The sequence below is a fragment of the Roseovarius conchicola genome (assembly GCF_041403425.1).
Taxonomy (GTDB): Bacteria; Pseudomonadota; Alphaproteobacteria; order Rhodobacterales; family Rhodobacteraceae; genus Roseovarius; species Roseovarius conchicola.
Genome location: NZ_JBGEHK010000001.1, coordinates 265,096 through 286,091 on the forward strand (window position 1 = coordinate 265,096; position 20,996 = coordinate 286,091).

Sequence of the window (20,996 nt, forward strand, 5' to 3'; positions counted from 1 at the left end):
TGCAGAATTTTTGATCTTTTAAATAGATTAAATTCGTTTTCTTTATTTTTGGGACTTTGTCAGAATGAGGTCGCGCAACAGGAGATCAGATATGGATTTCAGCATTCAGCTTTCGGCGGATTATCCGGACAAATCCTATGGCGGGGATCGGGTTTACGGGGACATGTTGGATCAGGCTGTGCTGGCCGATAAGCTGGGCTTTGACGCGGTGTCGATCACCGAGCATCACCTGATCAACATCCTGATGATGCCCGCGCCCCTGACCTTCGCCACCAAGATTGCCGCGCATACCAAACGTATCAAGATCATGACGTCGATTGCTGTTTTGCCATTGCACGATATGCGCACCTATGCGGGCGAGGTCGTGGTGGCCGACATCTTTACTGAAGGCCGTCTGATGTTGGGCGTCGGGCGTGGTGCGTTCCCGTTCGAGATGGAGCGATTTGGCGTGCCGATGGACGAAACCCGTGCGCGTTTTGATGAATCACTGGATGTGCTGCAGGCGCTTTTGACCCGTGAAGAGGTCAGTTGGGACGGCCAATACTACCAGTTTGATCCGATCACCATTATGCCCCGCCCGGTGCGCGATATTCAGATGATGATGGCTGTCATGCATCCCGATGGCATCTATGCCTGCACAAAACGCGGGTTTCACATTCAGACCACACCGCTGGCCGGGAATCACCAATTGCTGCTGGATCAGGTGGGTGGGTTCAACCGCGCCAAGTACGAGATGGGTGAGGCGGGCGCGCATCTGACCCTCACGCTTAGCCGGGTGGCGCATCTGGCGCATTCGGGGGCCGAGAAGCGGCGCAAACTTGAGATGGCAGATCGCTATTACAGTCGGTTCGACAATGTCTATACTGGACCCGGAATTGTGGATCACGGCATGATCCGCGAGTTGCCACGCGCGCAAAGCGTGGACGAGTTGGGAGAAAGCCTTTTGATCTGCACCCCGCAAGAGATGATCGACAAACTGGCACCTTACGCCGAGCTGGGCATTGATCGCGTGATCCTGAGTCCTAATTTCGGGCTGGAAGCACAAGAGACGCTGGATATGATCCAGTGTTTTGCTGAAGACGTTATGCCACATTTCGCCATTCAACCTGAGAAAGTCACCGCCTGATGAATATAGCCCGCGACGCATTTATTGCTGCCATGCGCCATGTCGCTGCCACTGTAACTGTGGTCACGACTGATGGCCCCGCAGGTCGCATGGGCGCGACCGTCAGCGCCTTTACTTCGCTCTCGGCTGATCCGCCCTCTGTTCTGGTCTGCCTGAAGGCCGACAGCCGCATTGCCAAGGCGGTTGGGGACAATGGCGTGTTCTGCGTCAATGTCCTGCCGGAAGATGCGGTTGAAGTCGCGCAATGCTTTGCCGGGGCGTATGATGCCCACCAGGCCGACCGGTTCGAGGGGCTTGAGGTCACCCCGACCGAAGAAGGCCCGATCCTGCCGCGCGCAACTGCTTTCACCTGTTCGTTGAACCACGCGGTGGTCCATGGCAGCCACGCGATTTGCATTGGCGATGTGACGGGCATTTCCAACGCCGGGGAAAAACCGCTGACCTATATGAGCGGGGCGTTTCATGTGGTGCACCCCAAGCAGAAATTCTGACAGGAGACAGCCATGCCAATGATCAGGGTCGAGATGTTCGCGGGGCGTAGTGATGACCAGAAACGCGCTTTGGCGAAAGAGTTGACCGATGCGTTTATCCGCACCGCCGGGGGGAACCCGGACGCGGTCGAGGTGATGATCGTAGATGTTGAGAAAGACAGCTGGGCCAAGGGCGGGGTGTTGTTCTCGGACAGGGGGTAGGGCGATGGGCGATGTGATTGACTGCGCATATTCCATTGAGGGCGATGGCCCGCCGCTGTTCCTGATCCATGGGATAGGGGCGGCGCGCAACACTTGGGCCAAGCTGCTGCCCGTGCTGACACCGCATTTTACCGTGGTGACCTATGATCTGCGCGGGCATGGTGTATCGCCGATGCCCGAAGGCGCATTCGGTTTGGACGATCTGGTGGCTGACCTGGAACGGGTTCGCGAGCGCACAGGGTTTGAACAGGCGCATTTTGCAGGCCATTCCTTGGGCGGGATGATCGGTCCGGCCTATGCGCTCAAGTACCCTGATCGGGTATCGTCGCTTGGGGTTCTGTCCACAGCCGCCTTCCGCACCAAGGACGATTCCGCCAAGGTCATGGGCGTGGTGCGCGCGATGGAAGACAAGGGCATCCCGCAAATCCTGCCCACCCTGACGGATCGGTGGTTTACCGATGACTTCATTGCCGAACATGGCGATGTGGTCGAGCGGCGGCTGGAACAGGTGATCGGTACGGATGCCGCGGTGTTTCTGAATGTCTTTCGCATTTACGCCACGGTCGAGATGGCCCCTTGGCTGCGCAAGGTCACGGCCCCATCATTGGTGCTGACCGGCGAGAATGACGGTGGCTGTAATCCGCGCTTGAACCGTCAGATTGATGCGGCTTTGCCCAACTCGGAACTTGTGATCCTGCCGGGGTACAAACACTCGCTTTTACTGGAAGCGGGCGAGATCGTCGCCGAGCATCTGAAACGGTTTATTCAGGCGCTTTAGGCCGCTTTACTCCTCATCCAGCCATTTCAAGATAGCCTCGCGATCTCCGTCCAGTTTGGGGGCAGGCGCACGGGTTGGCGGATCGGGCATATCGGAAATCTTGATGGGGTTGCCTGCGGATTTGTAACGCGGCTGACCCGTCTCATCCAGCACATCCACCACCATGTTACGGGCCTTGATCTGACGATCGGCCATTGCCTCGGCAACGTTTTGGATGGGACCGGTGGGGATGCCCGCATCACTCAGCCGTTCGATCCAGTAGCTGGCCGGATGGTCCAGTGTTACCGCTTCGATCAGCCGTTTCAGAAGGCGGGCATTGTCACAGCGCGCAGCATTGGTGGCGAAGCGCTCATCCGTGGCAATGGGCAATTTCAGTGTCCGGCACAGACGGGTGAACAGCGCATCATTGCCCGCCGCGATGACAAACAACCCATCAGCCGCATGAAACGTCTCGAACGGCGTGATCGACGGGTGCCGCGCGCCCGAGGGTTTTGGCGGTTCACCGGTGGTCGCGGTGATCGCAATCGCATGCTCCAGAATCGCCAGTTGCGCATCCAGCATGGCGATATCCACCTTGCGCCCCTGACCGGTCTTGTCGCGGTCGATCAAGGCGGCAAGAACCCCCTGAACGAGACACATGCCTGCCACGATATCACCGATACTGGCCCCCACGCGCACCGGGTCGCGACCCGCCTCACCGGTGATCGACATCACCCCGCCGCGCGCCTGCACCACCATGTCATAGGCCGGTTCCAAGGCATCGGGCCCGGTATGACCAAAGCCGCTGACCGCACCGTATATCAGGTTCGGGTGTCGGGCATGAACAGTGTCCCAGCCATATCCCAGCTTTTCCATCGTGCCGGGGCGATAGTTTTCTAACAGGACATCGGCGCGCGCCAGAAGGCGGTCAAACACGGCACGGTCCGCCTCGGCCTTCAGGTCCAACGCGATGGATTGCTTGGAATGGTTGATGGCCGCGAAATACGCACTCTCGCCGTCTTTGAACGGCGGGAAAGCGCGGGTGTCGTCACCAATTTCGGGACGTTCGACCTTGATCACGGTGGCACCCAGATCGGCCAGGGTCATGCTGGCATAGGGTCCGGCCAGAACATGGGTCAGATCAAGGATGATACGGCCGGAAAGAGGAAGGGTCATTCATGCGCTCCGCTTGGATCAGGTCTGACCCCGGTCTAGCGCGCAGATGTTGCGGTTCTCTGACAGAGGTCAAACCGGGCAAAGTTTCTTTGCGTCACAAGCGGCAGTTTGCCCATTTGAGCGCGGTCATGGCCTTGGCCGGCAAGGCGTTACTCAGGCCTGTGCGGCGGTGACCAGTAATTCCACTTTCAACTCGGGGCGCGCCAAGGCGGCCTCGCCACAGGCGCGGGCGGGGGCGTGACCTTCGGGGACCCAGGCATCCCAGACCGCGTTCATCTCGGCGAAATCGGCCATATCAGCCAGCCAGATCGTGGTTTGCAGGATGCGGGTCTTGTCCGATCCGGCCTCGGCCAACAATGCTTCAACCTTTTCAAGGCACTGGCGCGTCTGATCGGCAACGCTGTCTCCGGCAGTTCCGACCTGCCCACACAGATAGACCGTGCCGTTATGGATGACGATTTTGCTCATGCGCTGGGCGGTGTGCATGCGGGTGATGTCGGACATGTTCGGGGCTCCTGTTGATCTTGGGATGATAGCTCTGTGACGGAGCGCGGCAGAATTGGCAAGCGCTGGGCCGGGTTGTCCGTCGGGGTGTTAAGGAAAATGCCGACAGGTGCCGTAATTCTGCCTGTTTGGCATGGTGAGAATAGCTTGTTTTCGAACGGTCCATATGGGCTGAACAACGAGTGGAGTGTAAAGGCATGTCGATAATGCGTGGGGTGGCCCTTATAACAGGATTGGTGCTGATCGGGGGGGCGGGCCTTGGTGCGTACCAAATCCGGAATGCGCCTGCCACGGAAAAGGCTGGCAGTTTAAAAATGCCTATCGCCGAGACTGTCGTGCAGAAGGGACGTTTTTCCGAAGCGAGATGGGATGGGTTTCCGATCACGCAGCCCGCGACATATAATTTCACCCCATCCACAGCCACACGCGATCTTGCAACCCGGCACGTGAGTGACGCCAGCGCAGGCCCGCAGGTCTGGTACGATTATGCGCCGAGCATTGGAGCGAACCTGCCATTGGTCATTCTGTTGCACGGGGCTGGGCGCGACGGTCTGTCTCTGATCGAGATGTGGAGTGAGGCGGCCAAGCGCCACGGGATCGCCTTGCTGGCACCGGATGCAGGGAAGCAAGGTTGGCCCCTTCAAAATCCTGATGCAGCGGTTTTGCAGCAGTTGATCAACGAGATGAGCGAGCGGCACAACATTGATCCCGAACGCATCTTTCTTTTTGGTCATTCAAACGGGGCCGCCTATGCGCAGGTGCTGCTGAACCGGACGACAGGTCCATGGCGGGCGGCGGTGCTGCACGCAGGATTCGTTCCGAGCGACATGCTGGTGCAACCAGCGACGCCCAAGCCCTTCCGGTTGTACATTGGCGAGCATGAGCACATTTTTTCCATTGAGGATGCCAAAACGAATGGCCGCGAACTGGCCAAGCGCGGGCATGACAATGATATCGTGATCATTCCAGGACATACTCATTGGCTGTATGAAGCCGGGCCGCGGATTGCCGAAAAGTCATGGACGTGGTTCTTGCGAGAGGCGCGCTTAGGCGCACGCTCCATCGTGCCGAAAGGTTGCGGCTAACGTAGCATCACATTCATTGCAGCGCGACGATACTCGAACGTGACGAGCCAAACCTGAAGAATCGATTCGCCGCTCAGGTGACGGTTTCGTCTTCCAGATGCAGCTTCATGTCGATCAGTACCTGTTGCAGCGCCGTGGTTTCTTTCAACAGGCGCTTGGCCTCGTTCACGGTGATCACACCGTCTTCGATGCTTTGCTGATACTCGGCCATCAGCATGGCAAACCTCTGGCTCAGTGCGATCACGTCGCTGTTCACGCCGCCCTTCTCATCAGCATTACGGCGCCGTTCGTCATAGGACAGGTGAATGCCCTTCAACTCGGCCAGAGCGCTAGTAACATGGGGGTAGGACGATGCCTCTTCGAGCGCTGCAACGGCATCAATCGGCATGAAACGATCACCATGCTCGGGGTGATCGGAGTAATACCGTCCGAGTGTGGCCTTGGATTTTCCGGTCAATTCGCAGGCAGGTTCAATGCCCACATCTTTCACCAATGCCTCGGTGTGTTTCTTCAGATAACTTCCGAATGTCGACATACACTCATCCCTGTCACGCGGGTGTCTCAAAGAGGGGGAAAGCCCCCAGTCTTTTCCCATAAACTGCTTTATCCCCAAATGCCATTGGTAAGGCAATCCCGCAGTTGCCGGGGGGTACGAGTATCACACCTGTAACAAGTTGTCCGACGTCCCCAGCGACGGACATAGGGTGGGGTCGGGGTGCCGGGGACACGTCCGTCCCGGTGCCTGTTGATCAGAAGCCATAGCCCGTGCTTTCCATCCCCGGAAGTACACTTCCTGCACGCGGTTAGAGGCCGGTCACCTGACCCCACCCACATGTCGGCCATATCAGTGGTTGCAGGCGGAGGCCTTGCTGGCGTACCCCAGAACCATGGCAAAGCTTTACTTCCATTTTTCGACCATGAACGCGGGCAAATCGACCCTGCTGTTGCAGGCGGCCTATAATTATCAGGAACAAGGCATGCAGACCTATCTGCTGACCGCTGCGCTGGATGACCGGGGCGGCGAGGGCCGTATTGCATCGCGCATCGGAATCGGGCAGGGCGCGGACAGGTTTGCCCCTGGTGAAGACCTCTTTGCCAAGGTTGAGGGCCGCCTGAGCCGCGGCCCCATTGCCTGTATGTTCGTGGACGAGGCGCAGTTTCTGGAAGCTGAACAGGTTTGGCAGCTGGCCCGGGTGGTCGATGATCTGGGTGTGCCGGTAATGTGCTATGGGTTGCGCGTCGATTTCCAGGGGCAGCTGTTTCCGGGTTCCGCCGCCTTGCTGGCGCTGGCCGATGAAATGCGCGAAGTGCGCACGATCTGCCACTGCGGCAAAAAGGCGACGATGGTGGTGCGCAAGGACCAGAACGGTCGCGTGATGACCGCGGGCGATCAGGTGCAGATCGGCGGGAATGAACGCTATGTCAGCCTGTGTCGCCGCCACTGGCGCGAGGCGATGGATCTGGCCGATAGCTAGTCGCTCATTTGGAGTTTAGTCCCCGTCTGCACGACGCCAATCGGCAATGTTCCAGATCTCGCTGTCCCAGGTGTTCAGGATCACGCCTTCCAGGCTGTTGGCATGGGCCGAAACACGTCCCCGATCGACCAGGGGAAGGATTACGAAATCCTGCATCAGCATATCGTTCATCTGTTTGGCAAGGGCGGCGCGCACGCTTATCTCGCCGGTGGTCTGCATCTGTGTCACTAGGGCGTCATAGGCCGGGTTGCAGTAACGCGGCATATTGTTGCCTTGCCATTGGTTGTCCGGACTCGGAACCTGATCGCAATGCCAAATTGCCATGTAGGCTTCGGGGTCGGTGCCATCAAAGCGGTTGGCGTACATTTGCACATCGGCGTAGAACTTCTGGAAAGTGTCCGGGTTGCCCGGGTCCGAGCCAAAGAAAACGGCCGGATCAATGCTGCGTAATTCAGTTTCAACCCCGATCTGTCCCCACCATTGCTTGATCACAGCCTGAAAATCCTGCCGCACCGCGTTGACTGAACTGTGGAAGAGAAGCGACAGGCGCTTGCCGTCCTTGACGCGCACGCCATCGGGGCCCACGACCCACCCCGCGCTGTCCAAGAGTGCCTTGGCCCCCTCAATATCCTGCACTTTGCAGGCGTCATTGGCGGTCGAGGCGTATATCTTGGGCGCTGGCAGAACGTTGCATGTCGCCCGTCCGGCTTTGCCATAGCCGATTTCGACCAGCAACTCGCGGTCAATGGCCATCGACAGGGCCTTGCGGACGGCCTTGTCAGACAGGATCGGGTGCGGCTGATCCAGTGTTGACCGGCGATCCCCCAGCTCGGGTGAGGGATCAGTGAGGTTGATCATGATCCGTTCAACCAATGTACCAAAGCCCGACACGACCTGCCCCTTACCAACCGATTGCATCTTGTTGAGAACATCCGGCGCCAGTTGCAGGTTCCAGCCATAGTCAAACTCGCCCGTTTCCAGCACGGCGCGCGCGGCGGCTTCGGCATTGCCACCACCTTTCAGAACGGCATTTGCAAAGGCCGGCTTCGCCGGATCACGGTAATTCGGATTGGCGTCGTATTGGATCACGTCATTGGGGCGAAAATCGCTGACCACAAAGGGTCCGGTGCCGATGGGATTGAAATTCGCCTCGGTGCATCCCGGGGCTTTGTTCCCCATGCAATCGCCAAATTGCGCCTGTTGCAGGATGGGCGACTTGGCGCCGACAAAGGCGTTGTAGGGAAAGGGTTTTGGTGCATCAAAACGGATGACAGCGGTCAGGTCGTCGGGTGTATCGATTCCTGTAATGCCGGCGTAATTGGCGATCTGTGCACAGCCTCCGCCCTCGGCCGTGCAGTATTCCCAGGTGAACTTCACATCGCCCGAGGTCAAGGGGCTGCCATCTGACCACACCAGCCCGTCTTTCAAGCGCCAGGTGATCGAGCGCATGTCACCCGACACGCCGCCATTCTCGAGGGTCGGAACACTCTCGGCCAACCACGGCACAATCGCACCGGTTTCGTCGTAACGCGCAAGGGGTTCCAGCACCAGGCTCGCGGCTTCGATATCCTTCAGGCCGCCGGACAAGTAGGGATTCATGATCGAGGGGGCTTGCCAGAACAGGATATTGACCTGTCCGTCGGCACCCCGTTCGGCCTGTGCCACAGAGGCCGTGATCAGCGTCGCGAATGCTCCGAGCAGGCGGTTTGTGATGTTCATACGTCATCCCCCATGAGCAGGGCCTGCCCATCTTGGTGTCCCCAGCGATATCCCCGTTGGCGGCGGGGTGGCCCATTCCCTGTTGGCGCAGGGGTTGAGTGGTGTGGTTATTTCAAACGAATCGGGCTCAAAACGCAAGCTTTCCGAGGGTTTTTGACGTGTTTTGATTGTTTTGAGTGGTTTGACGGGGGCTCCCGGCGTCGTTAGCGTGGCGGTGCTGCCAACCTTACCTGAGAGGCGAAATGCTCGAGGCCCCCGTTGCCCGCATTCAGAACCTGCATGTCAGTTTTGCCACGGCAAGCGGCCAGGTAGGGGCCGTTCGGGATGTCAGCTTTGAACTGCGCGCGGGTGAGACCCTGTGCATTGTCGGCGAGTCCGGGTCGGGCAAATCGGTTTCGGCCCTTTCGCTGATGAGGCTGGTTGATTTTGGCGGCGGGCAAATCGAAGGAGGGCAACTTCTGTTCGAGACCGCGCAGGGTCACAACGTTGATCTGGCCAGCGCCGACCAGCGCCAGATGCAGCATCTTCGTGGCAACCAGATCGGTATGATTTTTCAGGAACCTATGACGGCCCTGAATCCGGTCTTTACGATTGGCCGCCAGCTCAGCGAGGGGGTGCGACGCCATGAAAACCTTGGCCGAACCGAAGCCCGCGCCCGCGCTTTCGACCTGTTGCGTCAGGTTGGCATGCCCGATCCTGTGCGCATTCTGGGCCAGTATCCTCACGAATTGTCCGGTGGAATGCGCCAACGCGTGGTGATTGCGATGGCCATGGCCTGCCGCCCCCGCCTGTTGATCGCTGACGAACCGACAACGGCGTTGGATGTCACGATACAGGCCGAAATCCTGTCTCTGATCAAGCAGTTGCAGCGCGATACGGGCATGGCCGTGCTGTTCATTACCCATGACATGGCCGTGGTGGCGCAGATGGCCGACCGCGTGGCTGTTATGCATGAGGGTCATATTGTTGAAGAAGGTTCGGTGGATCAGGTTTTTACCACCCCCCGTCATGGTCATACCAAGGCGTTGCTGGCCGCTGTGCCGCGTCTGGGTGCGATGCGTGGCAGGGTCTTCCCCGAGCCGATGGCCCTAACCGGCGAGGCGCCCCGCGACCCGGTCAAGGGCGGCGAGGCTGTTTTGCTGGAGGTTAACCATCTTGGCCTGTGTTACCCGGTCCGCAGTGGGCTGTTGCGTCGTACCGTGGCGCAGGTGCATGCGGTGCAGGATGTGTCTTTCACGCTGAATACCGGGCGAACCTTGTCGCTGGTGGGAGAATCAGGCTGCGGAAAATCCAGTGTCGGGCGTGCGATTTTGCGGCTGGTCGAGCCCACGACGGGACGAGTTGTGCTGGACGGTGCGGACATCACCGCACTTGGAGCAGCGGAGCTGCAGCAGACCCGTCAGGCCATGCAGATGGTGTTTCAGGACCCGTTTGGATCACTGAACCCGCGACTGAGTCTGGCCGCGCAGGTGGCCGAACCTCTGTGGAATTATCGCAGCATGACACATCGCGAAGTCGACGCCAGGGTGGGCGAATTGTTTGACCGGGTGGGATTGCCGCGCAGCCTGATGCGCCGTTACCCGCACGAGTTGTCCGGGGGGCAGCGTCAACGCGTGGCAATTGCCCGCGCGCTGGCTTTGGAGCCGAAACTGATCGTGGCGGATGAGGCGGTCAGTGCCCTGGACGGATCCGTGCAGGCGCAGGTGCTGAACCTGCTTTTGGAACTGCAGCGCGATCTGGGCCTGTCGATCCTGTTCATCAGCCATGACATGGCCGTGGTCGAACGGATGAGCCATGATGTGGCCGTCATGCAAAAGGGGCGTATCGTTGAAATCGGACCGCGTGCCGCCGTGATTGAAGAACCCCAACACCCTTATACTCAAGCCTTGTTGGATGCTGTGCCTGTTGCCGATCCGGCCCAGCGGGATATGGCGCCTGCACGCCTTACCACACCTCCGGAAACACCTGTCTACGCAACCGGCTGCACCCCCGCCCCGTCGACCTATCGCGAGGTTAGTGCCGGACATCGTGTCTTGATCCCGCAGGACGGGTGCTAGATTAAATCACGAGAGCCGCTGCGAAAGGACCACGCCCATGCCCGTCAAGAACCGCTTTGCCGAGTTGCACGATCAGATTACCGCCTGGCGCCGCGACATGCATGAACACCCTGAACTGTTGTTTGACACGCACCGTACCAGTGGCTTGGTCGAGGAAAAGCTGCGCGCCTTCGGCTGTGACGAGGTGGTCACGGGGCTCGGGCGCACGGGGGTAGTGGGCGTAATCCAAGGGCGGGCCAAGGGATCGGGCAAGGTGATCGGGCTGCGTGCTGACATGGACGCACTGCCGATCGAAGAGGCGACGGGGCTGGACTATGCCTCAACCACCCCGGGCAAGATGCATGCCTGCGGTCATGATGGGCACACCGCCATGCTGCTGGGTGCAGCACAATATCTGGCCGAGACTCGCAATTTCGATGGCACTGCGGTGGTGATCTTTCAACCCGCCGAGGAAGGCGGTGGCGGTGGCAAGGAAATGTGTGATGACGGGCTGATGGACCGGTTCGGCATTCAGGAGATTTACGGAATGCACAATTGGCCCGGGCAACCCGCAGGCAGCTTTGCGATCCGTCCGGGGCCGTTTTTCGCCGCCTCAGATTGGTTCGAGGTCGAGATTGACGGTGTCGGCGGGCACGCCGCCAAGCCCCATGACACGGTTGATCCGGTTGTGATGGCCAGCCATTTGATCACCGCCTTTCAAAGTATCGTCAGCCGCAATGCGGATCCGACCGAACAATTGGTAATCTCGGTCACTTCGGTCAGCACCAGTTCCAACACTTTCAACGTGATCCCTCAGCAGGCCCGGCTGATGGGTACGGTACGCACGTTGAACCCCGAACTGCGAGACCTGGCCGAAACGCGGATGCAAGCCCTCTGCGACGCTATCGGAGCGGGCTTTGGCGGGGTGGCGAAACTGACCTACCAGCGCAGCTATCCAGTGATGGCCAACCACCCTGACCAGACCGATTTCGCCGCTGATGTGGCGCGCAGTGTTGCGGGGGAATGTGCCGATGCGCCGCTGGTCATGGGGGGGGAGGATTTCGCCTTCATGCTGGAAGAACGCCCCGGGGCCTATATCCTTGTCGGCAACGGTGATACGGCGATGGTGCATCACCCGGAGTACAATTTTAACGACGAGGTGATCCCGGCCGGGTGCAGCTGGTGGGCCGAGATTGTAGAGCAGAGGATGCCGGTTTAGCCGAGTATCTTCGCAGCAAGATAGAGGCTGGTTCAGCCTTCGGCCCAGAGGCTTTCGTAGACCGCGTTGATGGCGTCCGATTCCGAGCGGATTGAAAAATGGGTTTCGGCTGCATCGCGCGCATTCCGAGCCATTTTTCCGTAGCGCTCCGGATTGCCGAGCAGGTCCGAGATGGCCTTTGCGGTGGCCGTGGCATCGTCCTCGGGCACAATCACGCCGGTTTGACCCTGACCCGAGAAGCTTCGGTAATAACCCGCATCGGTGGCCACAAAGGGCACGCCGCTTGCCATGCCTTCCAGCGGGGTCATTCCATAACCCTCGTAGCGGGGCAGTTGTACAACAACGCTGAGCGCGCGCATCAGGGCGGGCAGGGCGTCGGGTGCGATCTCGCCCGGAAAGAGCACGCGATCCGACAGGTTGGCTGCCGCGATTTTCGATTTGAGATCGCTCAAGAAGGCCTGATCCGATTTCGCGGCACGGCCAATCACCAAAGCGGTGAGGTTTGGATGATCTGGCAACAGGGTCAGCATCGCCTCGACAAACCGGTCAGTGCCTTTTTCGGGCCGAATGCGGCCAATCGTGGCAAGGCCCTTCGTGCCGGGATACCCCGTTTCCGCCCAGGCTTTCGCACGATCCTTGGCTGGGAAAAACACCTCAATATCAACGCCATGGGGGGCAGTTGCGCGCACATGAGGAACAAATTCGGCGGCGCGGTCTGTCGTGGCAATCACCGCGTCCATGCGCGAGATCAGCCAGCGTGGAAAGGCCGAATGAAACCGCTGTGCGGCGGAGGTGAACACAATGCGGATCGGCAGGCGCAGCACATCACGGCCCCAGAGTGCGGCGCGCATTTCAGGATTGCGGCGCACGTGCCAGATCGTAAAGGGGCGATCCTTTGGCGGGGTGCGGGACAGGCGGATGGCTTCGGATTTTGTGATCGGATCAGGACAACCGGGCAGGGGATGACCGGCCAGTGCCAGATCATAGTCATGCGCTTGCTGGCGCACCACACCCGCCGCCGTGGCCGAGACCCCGGTAAAGTTGCGGTTGAAATTGGTGACGATCAGGTTGGGCACAGGCGGCCTTTGCACAGACGAAGGTTCGTTGTGTGCCTAGCGCAGAGACAGAGCCTTGGAAAGGTCTTGGGCGATCTGATCCAATGCGTCTTCCTGTGCATCGGCGAATTGCCTGGCCTTGTCGCCCATCTTATGCATGCGATCGGGTGCGCTCAGCAGTTTGCCCAGCGTGTCGGTCAATGCAGCACCGTCCGCAACCTCAACAGCCCCGCCCGAAGCATCCATATCCGCATAGGTTTGCGCGAAATTGGCATAGCGCGGTCCATGTAGAACGGCGGACCCTGCATAGGCAGGCTCGTAAGGGTTATGCCCGCCCACAGGGGTGAACGAGCCACACAGACAGGTGATAGGGCAGAGCGCGTACCATAGTCCGGTTTCGGCCAAGGTGTCGGCCAGGTAAACTTGAGTGGCCCCATCAATCCGCTCGCCGGTGGCACGCCGTGCGCCATGCAGCCCCGCTTCGGCAATCATCACCTCGATATCTTCCGCGCGTTCGGGGTGGCGGGGCACGAGGATCAGCATCAGCGCGGGCATTTTCGCCAAGAGCGCTTGATGGGCCTCCAGCATGATCTGATCTTCGCCCGGATGGGTCGAACTGGCCAGCCAGACGGGACGGCCTTGCAACACGGTCTGCATCCGTGCCAGTTCGGCCGCATCGAAGGGCAGGGCACCGGAAAACGATTTCAGGTTTTGCCCCGCACGCGCCTGGCTCAGCCCCAGATCGGTAAGGTGATCGGCGGTGCGCTGATCCTGACAATGGATCATCCTGAAATGGCTTAGCAGGGCGCGCGATGTGCGGGCGGCGCGTTTCCAGTTGCGTGCAGACGTTTCGGAAATCCGGGCATTGACCAGCGCCAATGGCACACCCGCCCGGGCCGTCTCACGCAGCATTTGGGGCCAAAGCTCGCTTTCAACAAAGATCGCGGCGGCAGGTCTCCAATGATCCAGAAACCGGCGTAGATATTTGCGGCTGTCGAGCGGCGCAAATTGGTGAATGGTGCGCGGAGGTAGGCGCTTGGCGACGATCTGGGCCGAGGTGGCCGTGCCTGAGGTCAGCAGGAACGAGTGGTTCGGGAACAGTGCGCCCATATGTTCGATCAGGCGCAGAACGGACAGGCTCTCCCCGACACTGGCGGCGTGGAGCCAGACCAGAGGACCTTCCGGGCGGTCCTTTGTGGCCTTGCCCTGACGCTCAGGGAAGCGTTTGGCCTCAATTCCTTGCGCTTTGAGCTTGGCAACGACGCGCGACATTGCAAGCGGTGCCAGCAGATTGGCGACAAGCGAATAGAAGCGCAGTAAAAGGGTCGGCCGGGGCCCGGTCATCAGCCGCCGGTATGGCTCATATGGCGCGAAACGCGGCCATCGACGCTTTGGCGGGAATAGTCGAAATCATGGCCCTTCGGCTTACGTTCGATCGCGGCGCGAATGGCGTCTTCCAAAGGCGCATCCGTGGTCGGATTGTTGCGCATCGGCGCGCGCAGATCGGCCATGTCTTCCTGACCAAGGCACATATACAACTCGCCCGTGCAGGTCAGGCGCACGCGGTTGCAGCTTTCGCAGAAATTATGGGTCAGCGGCGTGATGAAACCGATCTTCTGCCCGGTTTCTTCCAGCTTTACATAACGGGCAGGGCCGCCGGTGCGTTCTGCCAGTTCAGTCAGGGTATATTGCTCGGCCAGACGGGTGCGCAGATCAGACAGCTTCCAATACTGGCCCAGACGATCCTCGTTGCCGATATCGCCCATCGGCATCACTTCGATAAAGGTCAGATCCATGTCGCGGGATTTGCACCACTCGACAATGGTAAACAACTCGTCTTCGTTGAAGTCTTTCAGCGCAACGACGTTGATCTTGATCCTCAGGCCCGCCTTTTGCGCCGCATCAATCCCTTCGATCACCTGTTTCAGGCGACCCCAGCGGGTAATGTCGGCAAACTTCTTCTCATCCAGCGTATCGAGCGAGACATTCACCCGCCGCACGCCTGCCGCATAGAGGTCACCGGCAAACCGGCTGAGTTGCGAACCGTTCGTGGTCAGCGTCAACTCCTTGAGATCGCCTGCATCCAGATGGCGGGTCATGGCATCGAAAAACGTCATGATCCCACGCCGTACCAATGGTTCCCCACCGGTGATACGCAGCTTTTCAACGCCCAGGCCCACAAAGGTTGAACACATGCGGTCCAGTTCTTCGAGGGTCAAAAGCTCCTTTTTGGGCAGGAACGTCATGTTCTCGGACATGCAATAGACACAGCGGAAATCGCAGCGATCAGTGACCGAGACCCGAAGGTATGAAATCGGCCGGGTGAAGGGATCAATCAAAGGTGTTTTCATCCCCCGAAGTTAAGATGCGCCTGCGCGCAGGGCAAGGGCGATGTTGGGAATTGCGATGACATGACGCGCGCATTAGATTGACCTTATGAAGAAGTATGTTCTGAGTTGTATTCTGGCTTGCAGTCTGTCGGCTTGCGCGGTGCTGCAGCCGTTGACGGGACCACGTGATGTGGACGTGCGCGATGGCGATGATCAGACCCGGCCAATCGCGCGCCCTCAAGGTGGTGTGACCACCGCTGCAGCGGTACCTGCAACTGCCCGGACGGTGGAAGAGTTTGACACCACCTCACCCGAGGCGCGTCGCGAGGCCGAGGCTGCCAGCGCCGGTGGCGAAACGGCGTTGGGCGTAACGATAGCGTCGCTTGGGTCCCCATCTGAACCGGGGTTCTGGCTGAAGACGCCGTTGGTGTCCAACCCGGCCAAGGGGCGTGTGGTTTATCATGGAACGGGGAAGTCGGTCGCGGTCGACCTGATCCCGATTGACGGGCCCAAAACCGCAGGCAGCCGGATGTCCTTGCCCGCAATGCGATTGATCGAGGCACCGTTAACCGGGTTGCCGGAAGTCCAGGTGTTTCGCGTAAGCGGTTAATCTTTAAGATGTTTTTCCGCCTCTTTGCGGGCGAAGGGTTTCATGTATCTGCCATTTTCCGCCATGAAGGCACGCACGCGGTCCGGGTCGTGCTTGCTGAGGTCGCGCAGCCACCAGGCGACGGATTTTTGGATGAACCACTCGGGATCCTGCACATAGGTTGCGGCCCACCCCAAGACGCGCTCGCGGATTGCTGCCTCGTCCGGCTTAGGGTGGTTTTGCTTGGTGTAAGGCAGAGTGATGACCATCGCGGCGCGCCGTATCCAGTGGCTGTCGGATTTGGTCCAGGTTTCAACCGCGTCAATGCGGGCGGGATCGGCCACCAACCGTTTTTGTCCAGCCATCATGGCGTGGTCGGCAATCGCCCAGCTGTCGAAATCCGGCACCCAGGATGTAATCAGCGTCCAGGCCGCCTCGTCCGGGCGGATGCGCGCTTGGGTCAGCAGTTTGGCGGCGGCCAGACGGGCCTCGAAAATGTTTGTGTCCCATAGCTCACGCGCCAGTGTAACGCGGGCGTCAATGTCCAAACCCTGACGCCATGCTTTGGTCAGATCGTTCAGCGCCGGGTTCGGGATACCCAGATATTCGCGCGGAACCTTGTGATAACCGGCCATCCCTTCGGCACGACCCGGTTCGATATGGGCTTTGAGCGCGGCAAGCGCGTCGTCCAATGTCATTTGGAACCGGTTCCCGTGGGCAGGCCATCCAATGTCTGGCTGTTCCGCTCGGACCAATAGGTTCTGATCCCGTCCTCGCCCTTGTCCTCGGCCCAGTGTTTCAGCGTGTCACGGTCTTTGGTATGCTCGAAATAGGGTACTGCGTAACCACAGGATTTCTGCACCATTTCTATTGTCATATCATAGAGTTGCCGCATCCCAAGCTGGTCCGGGAAATGGGTGGTCAGATCGTTCCAATCCGCGTCATCCGGATGGATCGTGCGGGCTGTACCATAGGCGCGCAGGATCATCGGCTGTTTGTCAAACGAACACCACATAAGCGTCATGCGATTGGCCTGTGCCAGATGTCCGGCGGTCTCGTTGCCACTCCCGGTGAAATTGCGCCACAGGATGCGATTGGGACCCAGCACGCGTAAGGAATCCATGCCCTTAGGCGAGATGTTGACCTTACCAGATGGTGCGGCGGTGCCGCTGAAAAACAGGTGCTGTTTGCCTATGAAAGCAATGTGTTGGTCGCTTAGCGCATCATATTGCGTACCCATGTCGCTACTCCACCGTCACTGACTTGGCCAGATTGCGGGGTTGATCCACATCCGTGCCCTTGGCGATGGCGGTGTGATAGGCCAGAAGCTGTGCGGGAACCGCGTAAAGGATCGGGGTCAAAACCGGGTCGATTTCAGGCATCGTCAGGCATTGCCAGACGCCCTCTCGGGCTTCGCTCGCGCCCTTGGAATCGGTGATCAGGATCACCTTACCACCGCGCGCCAGCACTTCCTGCATGTTGCTGACGGTCTTGTCGAACAGGGCGTCACGCGGGGCCATGACGATCACCGGCATCTTCTTGTCGATCAGGGCGATGGGGCCGTGCTTTAACTCTCCGGAAGCATAAGCTTCGGCGTGTATATAGCTGATTTCCTTAAGTTTAAGAGCGCCTTCGAGAGCTAGAGGATACATCAGCCCACGCCCCAGGAATAACGCATTTTCCGCCTCGGACAGCCGCTGCGCGCATTGCTTGAAATCGGTATTCATCTCCAAGGCGTTGTTTATCGCCGAGGGCAGTCCACGCAGGCGCGACAGCATGTCCGCCGAGTCATCCGGGGTCATCGTACCGCGGGATTGCGCCGCCTTGAGGGCCATCAGGAAGAGCACCGTCAACTGACAGGTGAACGCCTTGGTCGAGGCCACGCCAACTTCGACACCGGCGAGGATGGGCAGGGCCAGATCGCTTTCCCGCGCGATCGAACTTTCAGGCACATTGACCACTGAAAGGATACGCTCGGCCTTGCCCTCGCAATAGCGCAGAGCGGCCAGAGTATCGGCGGTTTCACCCGACTGGCTGACGAAAAGCGCGGCGGTGCGGGCGGGGACCGGGGGTTCACGATAGCGGAATTCCGAGGCGATATCGACGTCGACAGGCAGGCCAGCCAGCTGTTCGAACCAGTACTTTGCCGTCAGGCAGGCATAATAGGCAGTCCCGCAGGCTACCATCACGATGCGATCGAGACCGGCAAAATCCACGCCGTCGCCGGGCAGGGTGATGTCGCGCCCATCGGCAGTCAGATAATGAGTCAGGGCATCGCTGATCACGGCAGGCTGCTGGGCGATTTCCTTGGCCATGAAGTGTTTGTGCCCGCCCTTGTCGACCGAAGCGCTGTCGATCTGGATCTGGCGGACCTCGCGATTGGCCAACTCCCCGTTGGAATCGAGGATTTCGAGACTGTCGCGGGTGATGATGGCGCAGTCGCCTTCTTCGAGATAGGTGATCTGATCGGTCATCGGAGCCAGCGCAATGGCATCCGAGCCAACGAACATCTCGCCGTCACCATGCCCCACTGCCAATGGGCTGCCCTTGCGTGCCGCGATCATCAGGTCAGGCTGACCATCGAAAAGGAAGCACAGCGCATAAGCGCCCTCGAGTTGGTCCAGTGTTTGCAAAACCGCCTCTTTATGCGTCGCACCTTCATCAAGAAAGTGCTGCGCCAGAAGGGCGACCGTTTCGGTGTCGGTATCCGTATTGTGCCCGATCCCTTTCGCGGTCAGCATGCTGCGCAATTCGCGATAGTTTTCGATGATCCCGTTATGCACAACCGAGACTGTCCGCGCCTGATGGGGGTGCGCATTGGCGACGTTCGGGGTGCCATGGGTGGCCCATCTGGTATGTCCGATACCAGCCTTGCCCGCCAGTGGCTCATGCACGAGCAAATCAGAGAGGTTGACCAGTTTTCCAACCGCACGGCGGCGTTCCAGCTTACCGTCATTTACCGTAGCGATCCCGGCGCTGTCATAGCCGCGATACTCCAGCCGTTTGAGCGCCTCAACAAGGATTGGCGCGACCTCGTGGTGGCCAAGGACACCTACAATACCGCACATTATTCGGTCTCCTCATCCCGTTTTTTCTTCTTTGATTTTAACATATCGAACAATTTTCGTGCCAGGCCCGGTTTGTTCACTTGCTGGCCCCGGGCCACGGCCAAAGCGCCCTCTGGGACGTCAGATGTGATCACCGACCCGGACGCCGTCATCGCCTCATCGCCCACGGTGACAGGTGCGACCAACATGGTGTTCGACCCGATGAAAGTCCGCGCGCCCACGGTGGTTTTATGCTTCATGACACCGTCATAATTGCAGGTGATCGTGCCCGCACCGATGTTGCTGCCCTCGCCAATCTCGGCATCGCCCACATAGCTGAGGTGATTGACCTTGGCGCCCTCGTGCAGAATGGCGTTTTTGACCTCGACAAAGTTGCCGATGCGCGTGTCTTCGGCCAGTTCCGCCCCCGGGCGCAGACGGGCATAGGGGCCCACCACGGCGCCGCGCGCCACATGGCATCCTTCAAGGTGTGAAAACGCGCGGATATGGGCGCCGGTTTCAACGGTAACACCGGGGGCAAACACCACGTTCTGATCAACCATCGTATCGCGCCCAATGGCGGTATCATACGAGAAATAGACCGTATCGGGGGCCGCCATGGTGACGCCATTGTCCAGTGCGTCGGCGCGTGCACGGGCTTGAAACGCGGCTTCGGCTCCGGCAAGTTCGATGCGGGAATTGATACCCATGGTCTCAGACTCATCACAGGCTACAGCGGTGGCCGACAGACCGCGATCACGGGCGATGGCGACAATGTCCGTCAGATAGTATTCGCCGCTGGCATTGTCGTTGCCCACAGCCTGGATAAGATCGAACAGTGTGCTGGCTTTCGCGGCAATAACCCCAGAATTACAAAAGCTTATGGCGCGGGTAGCCTCATCCGCGTCTTTATACTCAACAATAGCTCTCAGCGTGTCGCCTTGCATTACCAACCGTCCGTACCGTCCCGGATCAGCGGCTTCAAACCCCAATACGACAACATCATGGGCGCTGCGGGCCTCGGCCATGCGGGTCAGGGTTTCAGGCTGGATAAACGGGGTGTCGCCATAGAGGACAAGGGCATCACCGTCAAGATCCTTCAGGGCCGGGGCGGCCTGCGCCACTGCATGGGCCGTGCCCAGCTGTTCGGATTGCACAACCACTTCGACGGCCTCGTGATGGTTTTGCGCGGCGCTGCGCACCAGGTCGGCGCCATGCCCGGCCACCACGACAATACGGGCAGGTTCGACTGCATCACCGGCCCGCAGGGCGTGGATCAGCATCGGCGCGCCCGCAATGGGATGCAGTACCTTCGGGAGGTCGGATTTCATCCTGGTGCCTTTGCCTGCGGCCAGAACGATCAGGGCTGTGTTCATGCGCTTTCTCTTTGTAATCGCTTGGGCGTCGTTTTATCTGCCTGAGGGGGTTGCGCAAGGGCGCAGCGCATCAAAGATGATTTCGACATGTGACAAGGATAGGCGGAAATGCGCACGGTGGTCTTCGATCTGGACGGCACTCTGGCCGATACAAGTGGCGATCTGATTGCCGCGGCCAATGCCTGTTTTCGCGCAATGGGCGAGGGCGATATGCTGTCCGTCCCGCAGGATGCCTCGACCGCGCTGCATGGCGGACGTGCGATGTTGCGTCTTGGGCTTGAACGGCTGGGGCGGGGCGATGACGAAGCCACGATTGATCAATATTATCCGGTGCTGTTAGAGGCTTATGGCGAAGCTATTGACGTGCACACGTTCCTCTATCCCGGCGCAATGGAGGCGGTTGAGGCCTTGAAATCGGCCGATTACAGGGTGGCGATCTGCACCAACAAGCCCGAGGGTCTGGCGCGTTTGCTGCTGGGCAACATGGGCGTTCTGGATGCGTTTGGCAGCCTGATTGGGGCCGACACCCTTGCCGTGCGCAAACCCGATCCTGAACCGCTGCGCGTGGCAACGCGATTGGCCGGGGGGGATCCGGCGCAATGTTTGTTGGTCGGGGATACTCTGACGGATCGTGCCACGGCGCGCGCCGCCGGTGTGCCGTCTGTCCTTGTGACGTTTGGGCCCAATGGCCATGATGTGCATGATCTGGAACCCGAGGCGACGATTGACCACTATGGAGAACTGCAGGCTGTTGTGGTGCGTCTTCTGGGGTAAATCCTTCGGGTTTTCTTCAAGGCGCTTGCGGATTTA

21 protein-coding genes are annotated in these 20,996 nt (G+C 59.5%); 10 read left to right on the forward strand and 11 right to left on the reverse strand.

Going from position 1 to position 20,996, the window contains the following annotated elements; genetic code table 11:
- The first annotated feature begins 91 nt into the window (after positions 1 to 91).
- From V6N02_RS01165 to V6N02_RS01180, 4 genes are read left to right on the forward strand one after another with little or no spacing between them, the layout of a single operon-like run.
- A complete protein-coding gene (locus V6N02_RS01165) occupies positions 92 to 1,126 on the forward strand; it encodes an LLM class flavin-dependent oxidoreductase (protein ID WP_371223470.1) in 1,035 nt (344 codons plus the stop codon).
- A complete protein-coding gene (locus V6N02_RS01170; RefSeq protein WP_371223472.1) occupies positions 1,126 to 1,617 on the forward strand; it encodes a flavin reductase family protein in 492 nt (163 codons plus the stop codon). Before V6N02_RS01165 ends, V6N02_RS01170 begins: the two co-directional genes overlap by 1 nt.
- 12 nt (positions 1,618 to 1,629) lie before the next feature.
- The gene (locus V6N02_RS01175; RefSeq protein WP_371223474.1) at positions 1,630 to 1,818 is read left to right on the forward strand and encodes a 2-hydroxymuconate tautomerase; all 189 of its coding nucleotides are present in this window, start codon (positions 1,630 to 1,632) and stop codon (positions 1,816 to 1,818) included.
- A gap of 4 nt (positions 1,819 to 1,822) precedes the next feature.
- Positions 1,823 to 2,596, forward strand: coding sequence for an alpha/beta fold hydrolase (locus tag V6N02_RS01180; protein ID WP_371223476.1), 774 nt, complete (start codon positions 1,823 to 1,825; stop codon positions 2,594 to 2,596).
- 6 nt (positions 2,597 to 2,602) lie between these two features.
- Here the strand turns inward: V6N02_RS01180 and V6N02_RS01185 are convergent, their stop codons facing one another.
- Together V6N02_RS01185 and V6N02_RS01190 are read right to left on the reverse strand one after the other, a co-directional pair.
- The gene (locus V6N02_RS01185; protein WP_371223478.1) at positions 2,603 to 3,751 is read right to left on the reverse strand and encodes a CaiB/BaiF CoA transferase family protein; all 1,149 of its coding nucleotides are present in this window, start codon (positions 3,749 to 3,751) and stop codon (positions 2,603 to 2,605) included.
- Between the two features lie 153 nt (positions 3,752 to 3,904).
- On the reverse strand, positions 3,905 to 4,255 hold the full coding sequence (locus V6N02_RS01190) for a RidA family protein (RefSeq protein ID WP_371223480.1): 351 nt from the start codon (positions 4,253 to 4,255) through the stop codon (positions 3,905 to 3,907).
- A gap of 446 nt (positions 4,256 to 4,701) precedes the next feature.
- Here V6N02_RS01190 and V6N02_RS01195 point away from each other — a divergent pair, with 446 nt between their 5' ends.
- Complete coding sequence (locus V6N02_RS01195; RefSeq protein ID WP_371223482.1) at positions 4,702 to 5,340, forward strand: prolyl oligopeptidase family serine peptidase; 639 nt, start codon at positions 4,702 to 4,704, stop codon at positions 5,338 to 5,340.
- Between the two features lie 73 nt (positions 5,341 to 5,413).
- On the opposite strand, the gene V6N02_RS01200 is transcribed toward V6N02_RS01195, so the two are convergent.
- Positions 5,414 to 5,875 (reverse strand): phage regulatory CII family protein, encoded by a 462-nt coding sequence (locus V6N02_RS01200; protein ID WP_371223484.1) that lies wholly within the window; start codon positions 5,873 to 5,875, stop codon positions 5,414 to 5,416.
- Between the two features lie 352 nt (positions 5,876 to 6,227).
- Between V6N02_RS01200 and V6N02_RS01205 the strand changes: the two genes are divergently transcribed.
- The gene (locus tag V6N02_RS01205) at positions 6,228 to 6,815 is read left to right on the forward strand and encodes a thymidine kinase (protein ID WP_371223486.1); all 588 of its coding nucleotides are present in this window, start codon (positions 6,228 to 6,230) and stop codon (positions 6,813 to 6,815) included.
- A gap of 15 nt (positions 6,816 to 6,830) precedes the next feature.
- Here V6N02_RS01205 and V6N02_RS01210 read toward each other — a convergent pair whose 3' ends face one another.
- Positions 6,831 to 8,534 (reverse strand): peptide ABC transporter substrate-binding protein, encoded by a 1,704-nt coding sequence (locus tag V6N02_RS01210; protein WP_371223488.1) that lies wholly within the window; start codon positions 8,532 to 8,534, stop codon positions 6,831 to 6,833.
- Positions 8,535 to 8,776: 242 nt separating this feature from the next.
- On the opposite strand from V6N02_RS01210, the gene V6N02_RS01215 reads away from it, so the two are divergent.
- Together V6N02_RS01215 and V6N02_RS01220 are read left to right on the forward strand one after the other, a co-directional pair.
- Positions 8,777 to 10,591, forward strand: coding sequence for an ABC transporter ATP-binding protein (locus V6N02_RS01215; RefSeq protein ID WP_371223490.1), 1,815 nt, complete (start codon positions 8,777 to 8,779; stop codon positions 10,589 to 10,591).
- 37 nt (positions 10,592 to 10,628) lie between these two features.
- Positions 10,629 to 11,789, forward strand: coding sequence for a M20 aminoacylase family protein (locus V6N02_RS01220; protein WP_371223492.1), 1,161 nt, complete (start codon positions 10,629 to 10,631; stop codon positions 11,787 to 11,789).
- Between the two features lie 32 nt (positions 11,790 to 11,821).
- On the opposite strand, the gene V6N02_RS01225 is transcribed toward V6N02_RS01220, so the two are convergent.
- The 3 genes from V6N02_RS01225 to moaA are packed head-to-tail and all read right to left on the reverse strand — an operon-like array spanning position 11,822 to position 15,195.
- Positions 11,822 to 12,865: a glycosyltransferase family 4 protein gene (locus V6N02_RS01225; RefSeq protein WP_371223494.1), complete on the reverse strand. Its 1,044-nt coding sequence runs from the start codon at positions 12,863 to 12,865 to the stop codon at positions 11,822 to 11,824.
- Positions 12,866 to 12,901: 36 nt separating this feature from the next.
- The gene (locus tag V6N02_RS01230; protein WP_371223496.1) at positions 12,902 to 14,188 is read right to left on the reverse strand and encodes a 3-deoxy-D-manno-octulosonic acid transferase; all 1,287 of its coding nucleotides are present in this window, start codon (positions 14,186 to 14,188) and stop codon (positions 12,902 to 12,904) included.
- Positions 14,188 to 15,195, reverse strand: a complete 1,008-nt coding sequence (gene moaA / locus V6N02_RS01235; protein ID WP_371223498.1) for a GTP 3',8-cyclase MoaA — start codon at positions 15,193 to 15,195, stop codon at positions 14,188 to 14,190. The genes V6N02_RS01230 and moaA overlap by 1 nt, the downstream gene beginning before the upstream one ends.
- 85 nt (positions 15,196 to 15,280) lie before the next feature.
- Between moaA and V6N02_RS01240 the strand changes: the two genes are divergently transcribed.
- Positions 15,281 to 15,784, forward strand: coding sequence for a hypothetical protein (locus V6N02_RS01240; protein WP_371223500.1), 504 nt, complete (start codon positions 15,281 to 15,283; stop codon positions 15,782 to 15,784).
- Here V6N02_RS01240 and V6N02_RS01245 read toward each other — a convergent pair.
- The 4 genes from V6N02_RS01245 to glmU are packed head-to-tail and all read right to left on the reverse strand — an operon-like array spanning position 15,781 to position 20,186.
- Positions 15,781 to 16,461, reverse strand: coding sequence for a DNA alkylation repair protein (locus V6N02_RS01245; RefSeq protein ID WP_371223502.1), 681 nt, complete (start codon positions 16,459 to 16,461; stop codon positions 15,781 to 15,783). The two genes, V6N02_RS01240 and V6N02_RS01245, sit on opposite strands and share 4 nt — an antisense overlap.
- Positions 16,458 to 17,003 carry a pyridoxamine 5'-phosphate oxidase family protein gene (locus tag V6N02_RS01250; RefSeq protein ID WP_371223504.1) on the reverse strand — a complete coding sequence of 182 codons (546 nt, stop codon included), beginning with the start codon at positions 17,001 to 17,003 and terminating at the stop codon, positions 16,458 to 16,460. The genes V6N02_RS01245 and V6N02_RS01250 overlap by 4 nt, the downstream gene beginning before the upstream one ends.
- A gap of 4 nt (positions 17,004 to 17,007) precedes the next feature.
- Positions 17,008 to 18,831 (reverse strand): glutamine--fructose-6-phosphate transaminase (isomerizing), encoded by a 1,824-nt coding sequence (glmS, locus tag V6N02_RS01255; RefSeq protein ID WP_371223506.1) that lies wholly within the window; start codon positions 18,829 to 18,831, stop codon positions 17,008 to 17,010.
- Positions 18,831 to 20,186, reverse strand: a complete 1,356-nt coding sequence (glmU, locus tag V6N02_RS01260) for a bifunctional UDP-N-acetylglucosamine diphosphorylase/glucosamine-1-phosphate N-acetyltransferase GlmU (RefSeq protein ID WP_371223508.1) — start codon at positions 20,184 to 20,186, stop codon at positions 18,831 to 18,833. Before glmU ends, glmS begins: the two co-directional genes overlap by 1 nt.
- Positions 20,187 to 20,294: 108 nt before the next feature.
- Here glmU and V6N02_RS01265 point away from each other — a divergent pair, with 108 nt between their 5' ends.
- Positions 20,295 to 20,960: an HAD-IA family hydrolase gene (locus V6N02_RS01265; protein ID WP_371223510.1), complete on the forward strand. Its 666-nt coding sequence runs from the start codon at positions 20,295 to 20,297 to the stop codon at positions 20,958 to 20,960.
- Positions 20,961 to 20,996: the final 36 nt, after the last annotated feature.

Coding starts and splice junctions, on each gene's coding strand:
- V6N02_RS01240 (WP_371223500.1), top strand. CDS start 15,281: ATGAAGAAGTATGTTCTGAGTTGTATTCTGGCTTGCAGTCTGTCGGCT.
- V6N02_RS01175 (WP_371223474.1), top strand. CDS start 1,630: ATGCCAATGATCAGGGTCGAGATGTTCGCGGGGCGTAGTGATGACCAG.
- V6N02_RS01250 (WP_371223504.1), bottom strand. CDS start 17,003: ATGGGTACGCAATATGATGCGCTAAGCGACCAACACATTGCTTTCATA.
- V6N02_RS01265 (WP_371223510.1), top strand. CDS start 20,295: ATGCGCACGGTGGTCTTCGATCTGGACGGCACTCTGGCCGATACAAGT.
- V6N02_RS01215 (WP_371223490.1), top strand. CDS start 8,777: ATGCTCGAGGCCCCCGTTGCCCGCATTCAGAACCTGCATGTCAGTTTT.
- V6N02_RS01185 (WP_371223478.1), bottom strand. CDS start 3,751: ATGACCCTTCCTCTTTCCGGCCGTATCATCCTTGATCTGACCCATGTT.
- V6N02_RS01230 (WP_371223496.1), bottom strand. CDS start 14,188: ATGACCGGGCCCCGGCCGACCCTTTTACTGCGCTTCTATTCGCTTGTC.
- V6N02_RS01205 (WP_371223486.1), top strand. CDS start 6,228: ATGGCAAAGCTTTACTTCCATTTTTCGACCATGAACGCGGGCAAATCG.
- V6N02_RS01165 (WP_371223470.1), top strand. CDS start 92: ATGGATTTCAGCATTCAGCTTTCGGCGGATTATCCGGACAAATCCTAT.
- V6N02_RS01190 (WP_371223480.1), bottom strand. CDS start 4,255: ATGTCCGACATCACCCGCATGCACACCGCCCAGCGCATGAGCAAAATC.
- V6N02_RS01170 (WP_371223472.1), top strand. CDS start 1,126: ATGAATATAGCCCGCGACGCATTTATTGCTGCCATGCGCCATGTCGCT.
- V6N02_RS01180 (WP_371223476.1), top strand. CDS start 1,823: ATGGGCGATGTGATTGACTGCGCATATTCCATTGAGGGCGATGGCCCG.
- glmS (WP_371223506.1), bottom strand. CDS start 18,831: ATGTGCGGTATTGTAGGTGTCCTTGGCCACCACGAGGTCGCGCCAATC.
- moaA (WP_371223498.1), bottom strand. CDS start 15,195: ATGAAAACACCTTTGATTGATCCCTTCACCCGGCCGATTTCATACCTT.
- V6N02_RS01210 (WP_371223488.1), bottom strand. CDS start 8,534: ATGAACATCACAAACCGCCTGCTCGGAGCATTCGCGACGCTGATCACG.
- V6N02_RS01245 (WP_371223502.1), bottom strand. CDS start 16,461: ATGACATTGGACGACGCGCTTGCCGCGCTCAAAGCCCATATCGAACCG.
- V6N02_RS01200 (WP_371223484.1), bottom strand. CDS start 5,875: ATGTCGACATTCGGAAGTTATCTGAAGAAACACACCGAGGCATTGGTG.
- glmU (WP_371223508.1), bottom strand. CDS start 20,186: ATGAACACAGCCCTGATCGTTCTGGCCGCAGGCAAAGGCACCAGGATG.
- V6N02_RS01220 (WP_371223492.1), top strand. CDS start 10,629: ATGCCCGTCAAGAACCGCTTTGCCGAGTTGCACGATCAGATTACCGCC.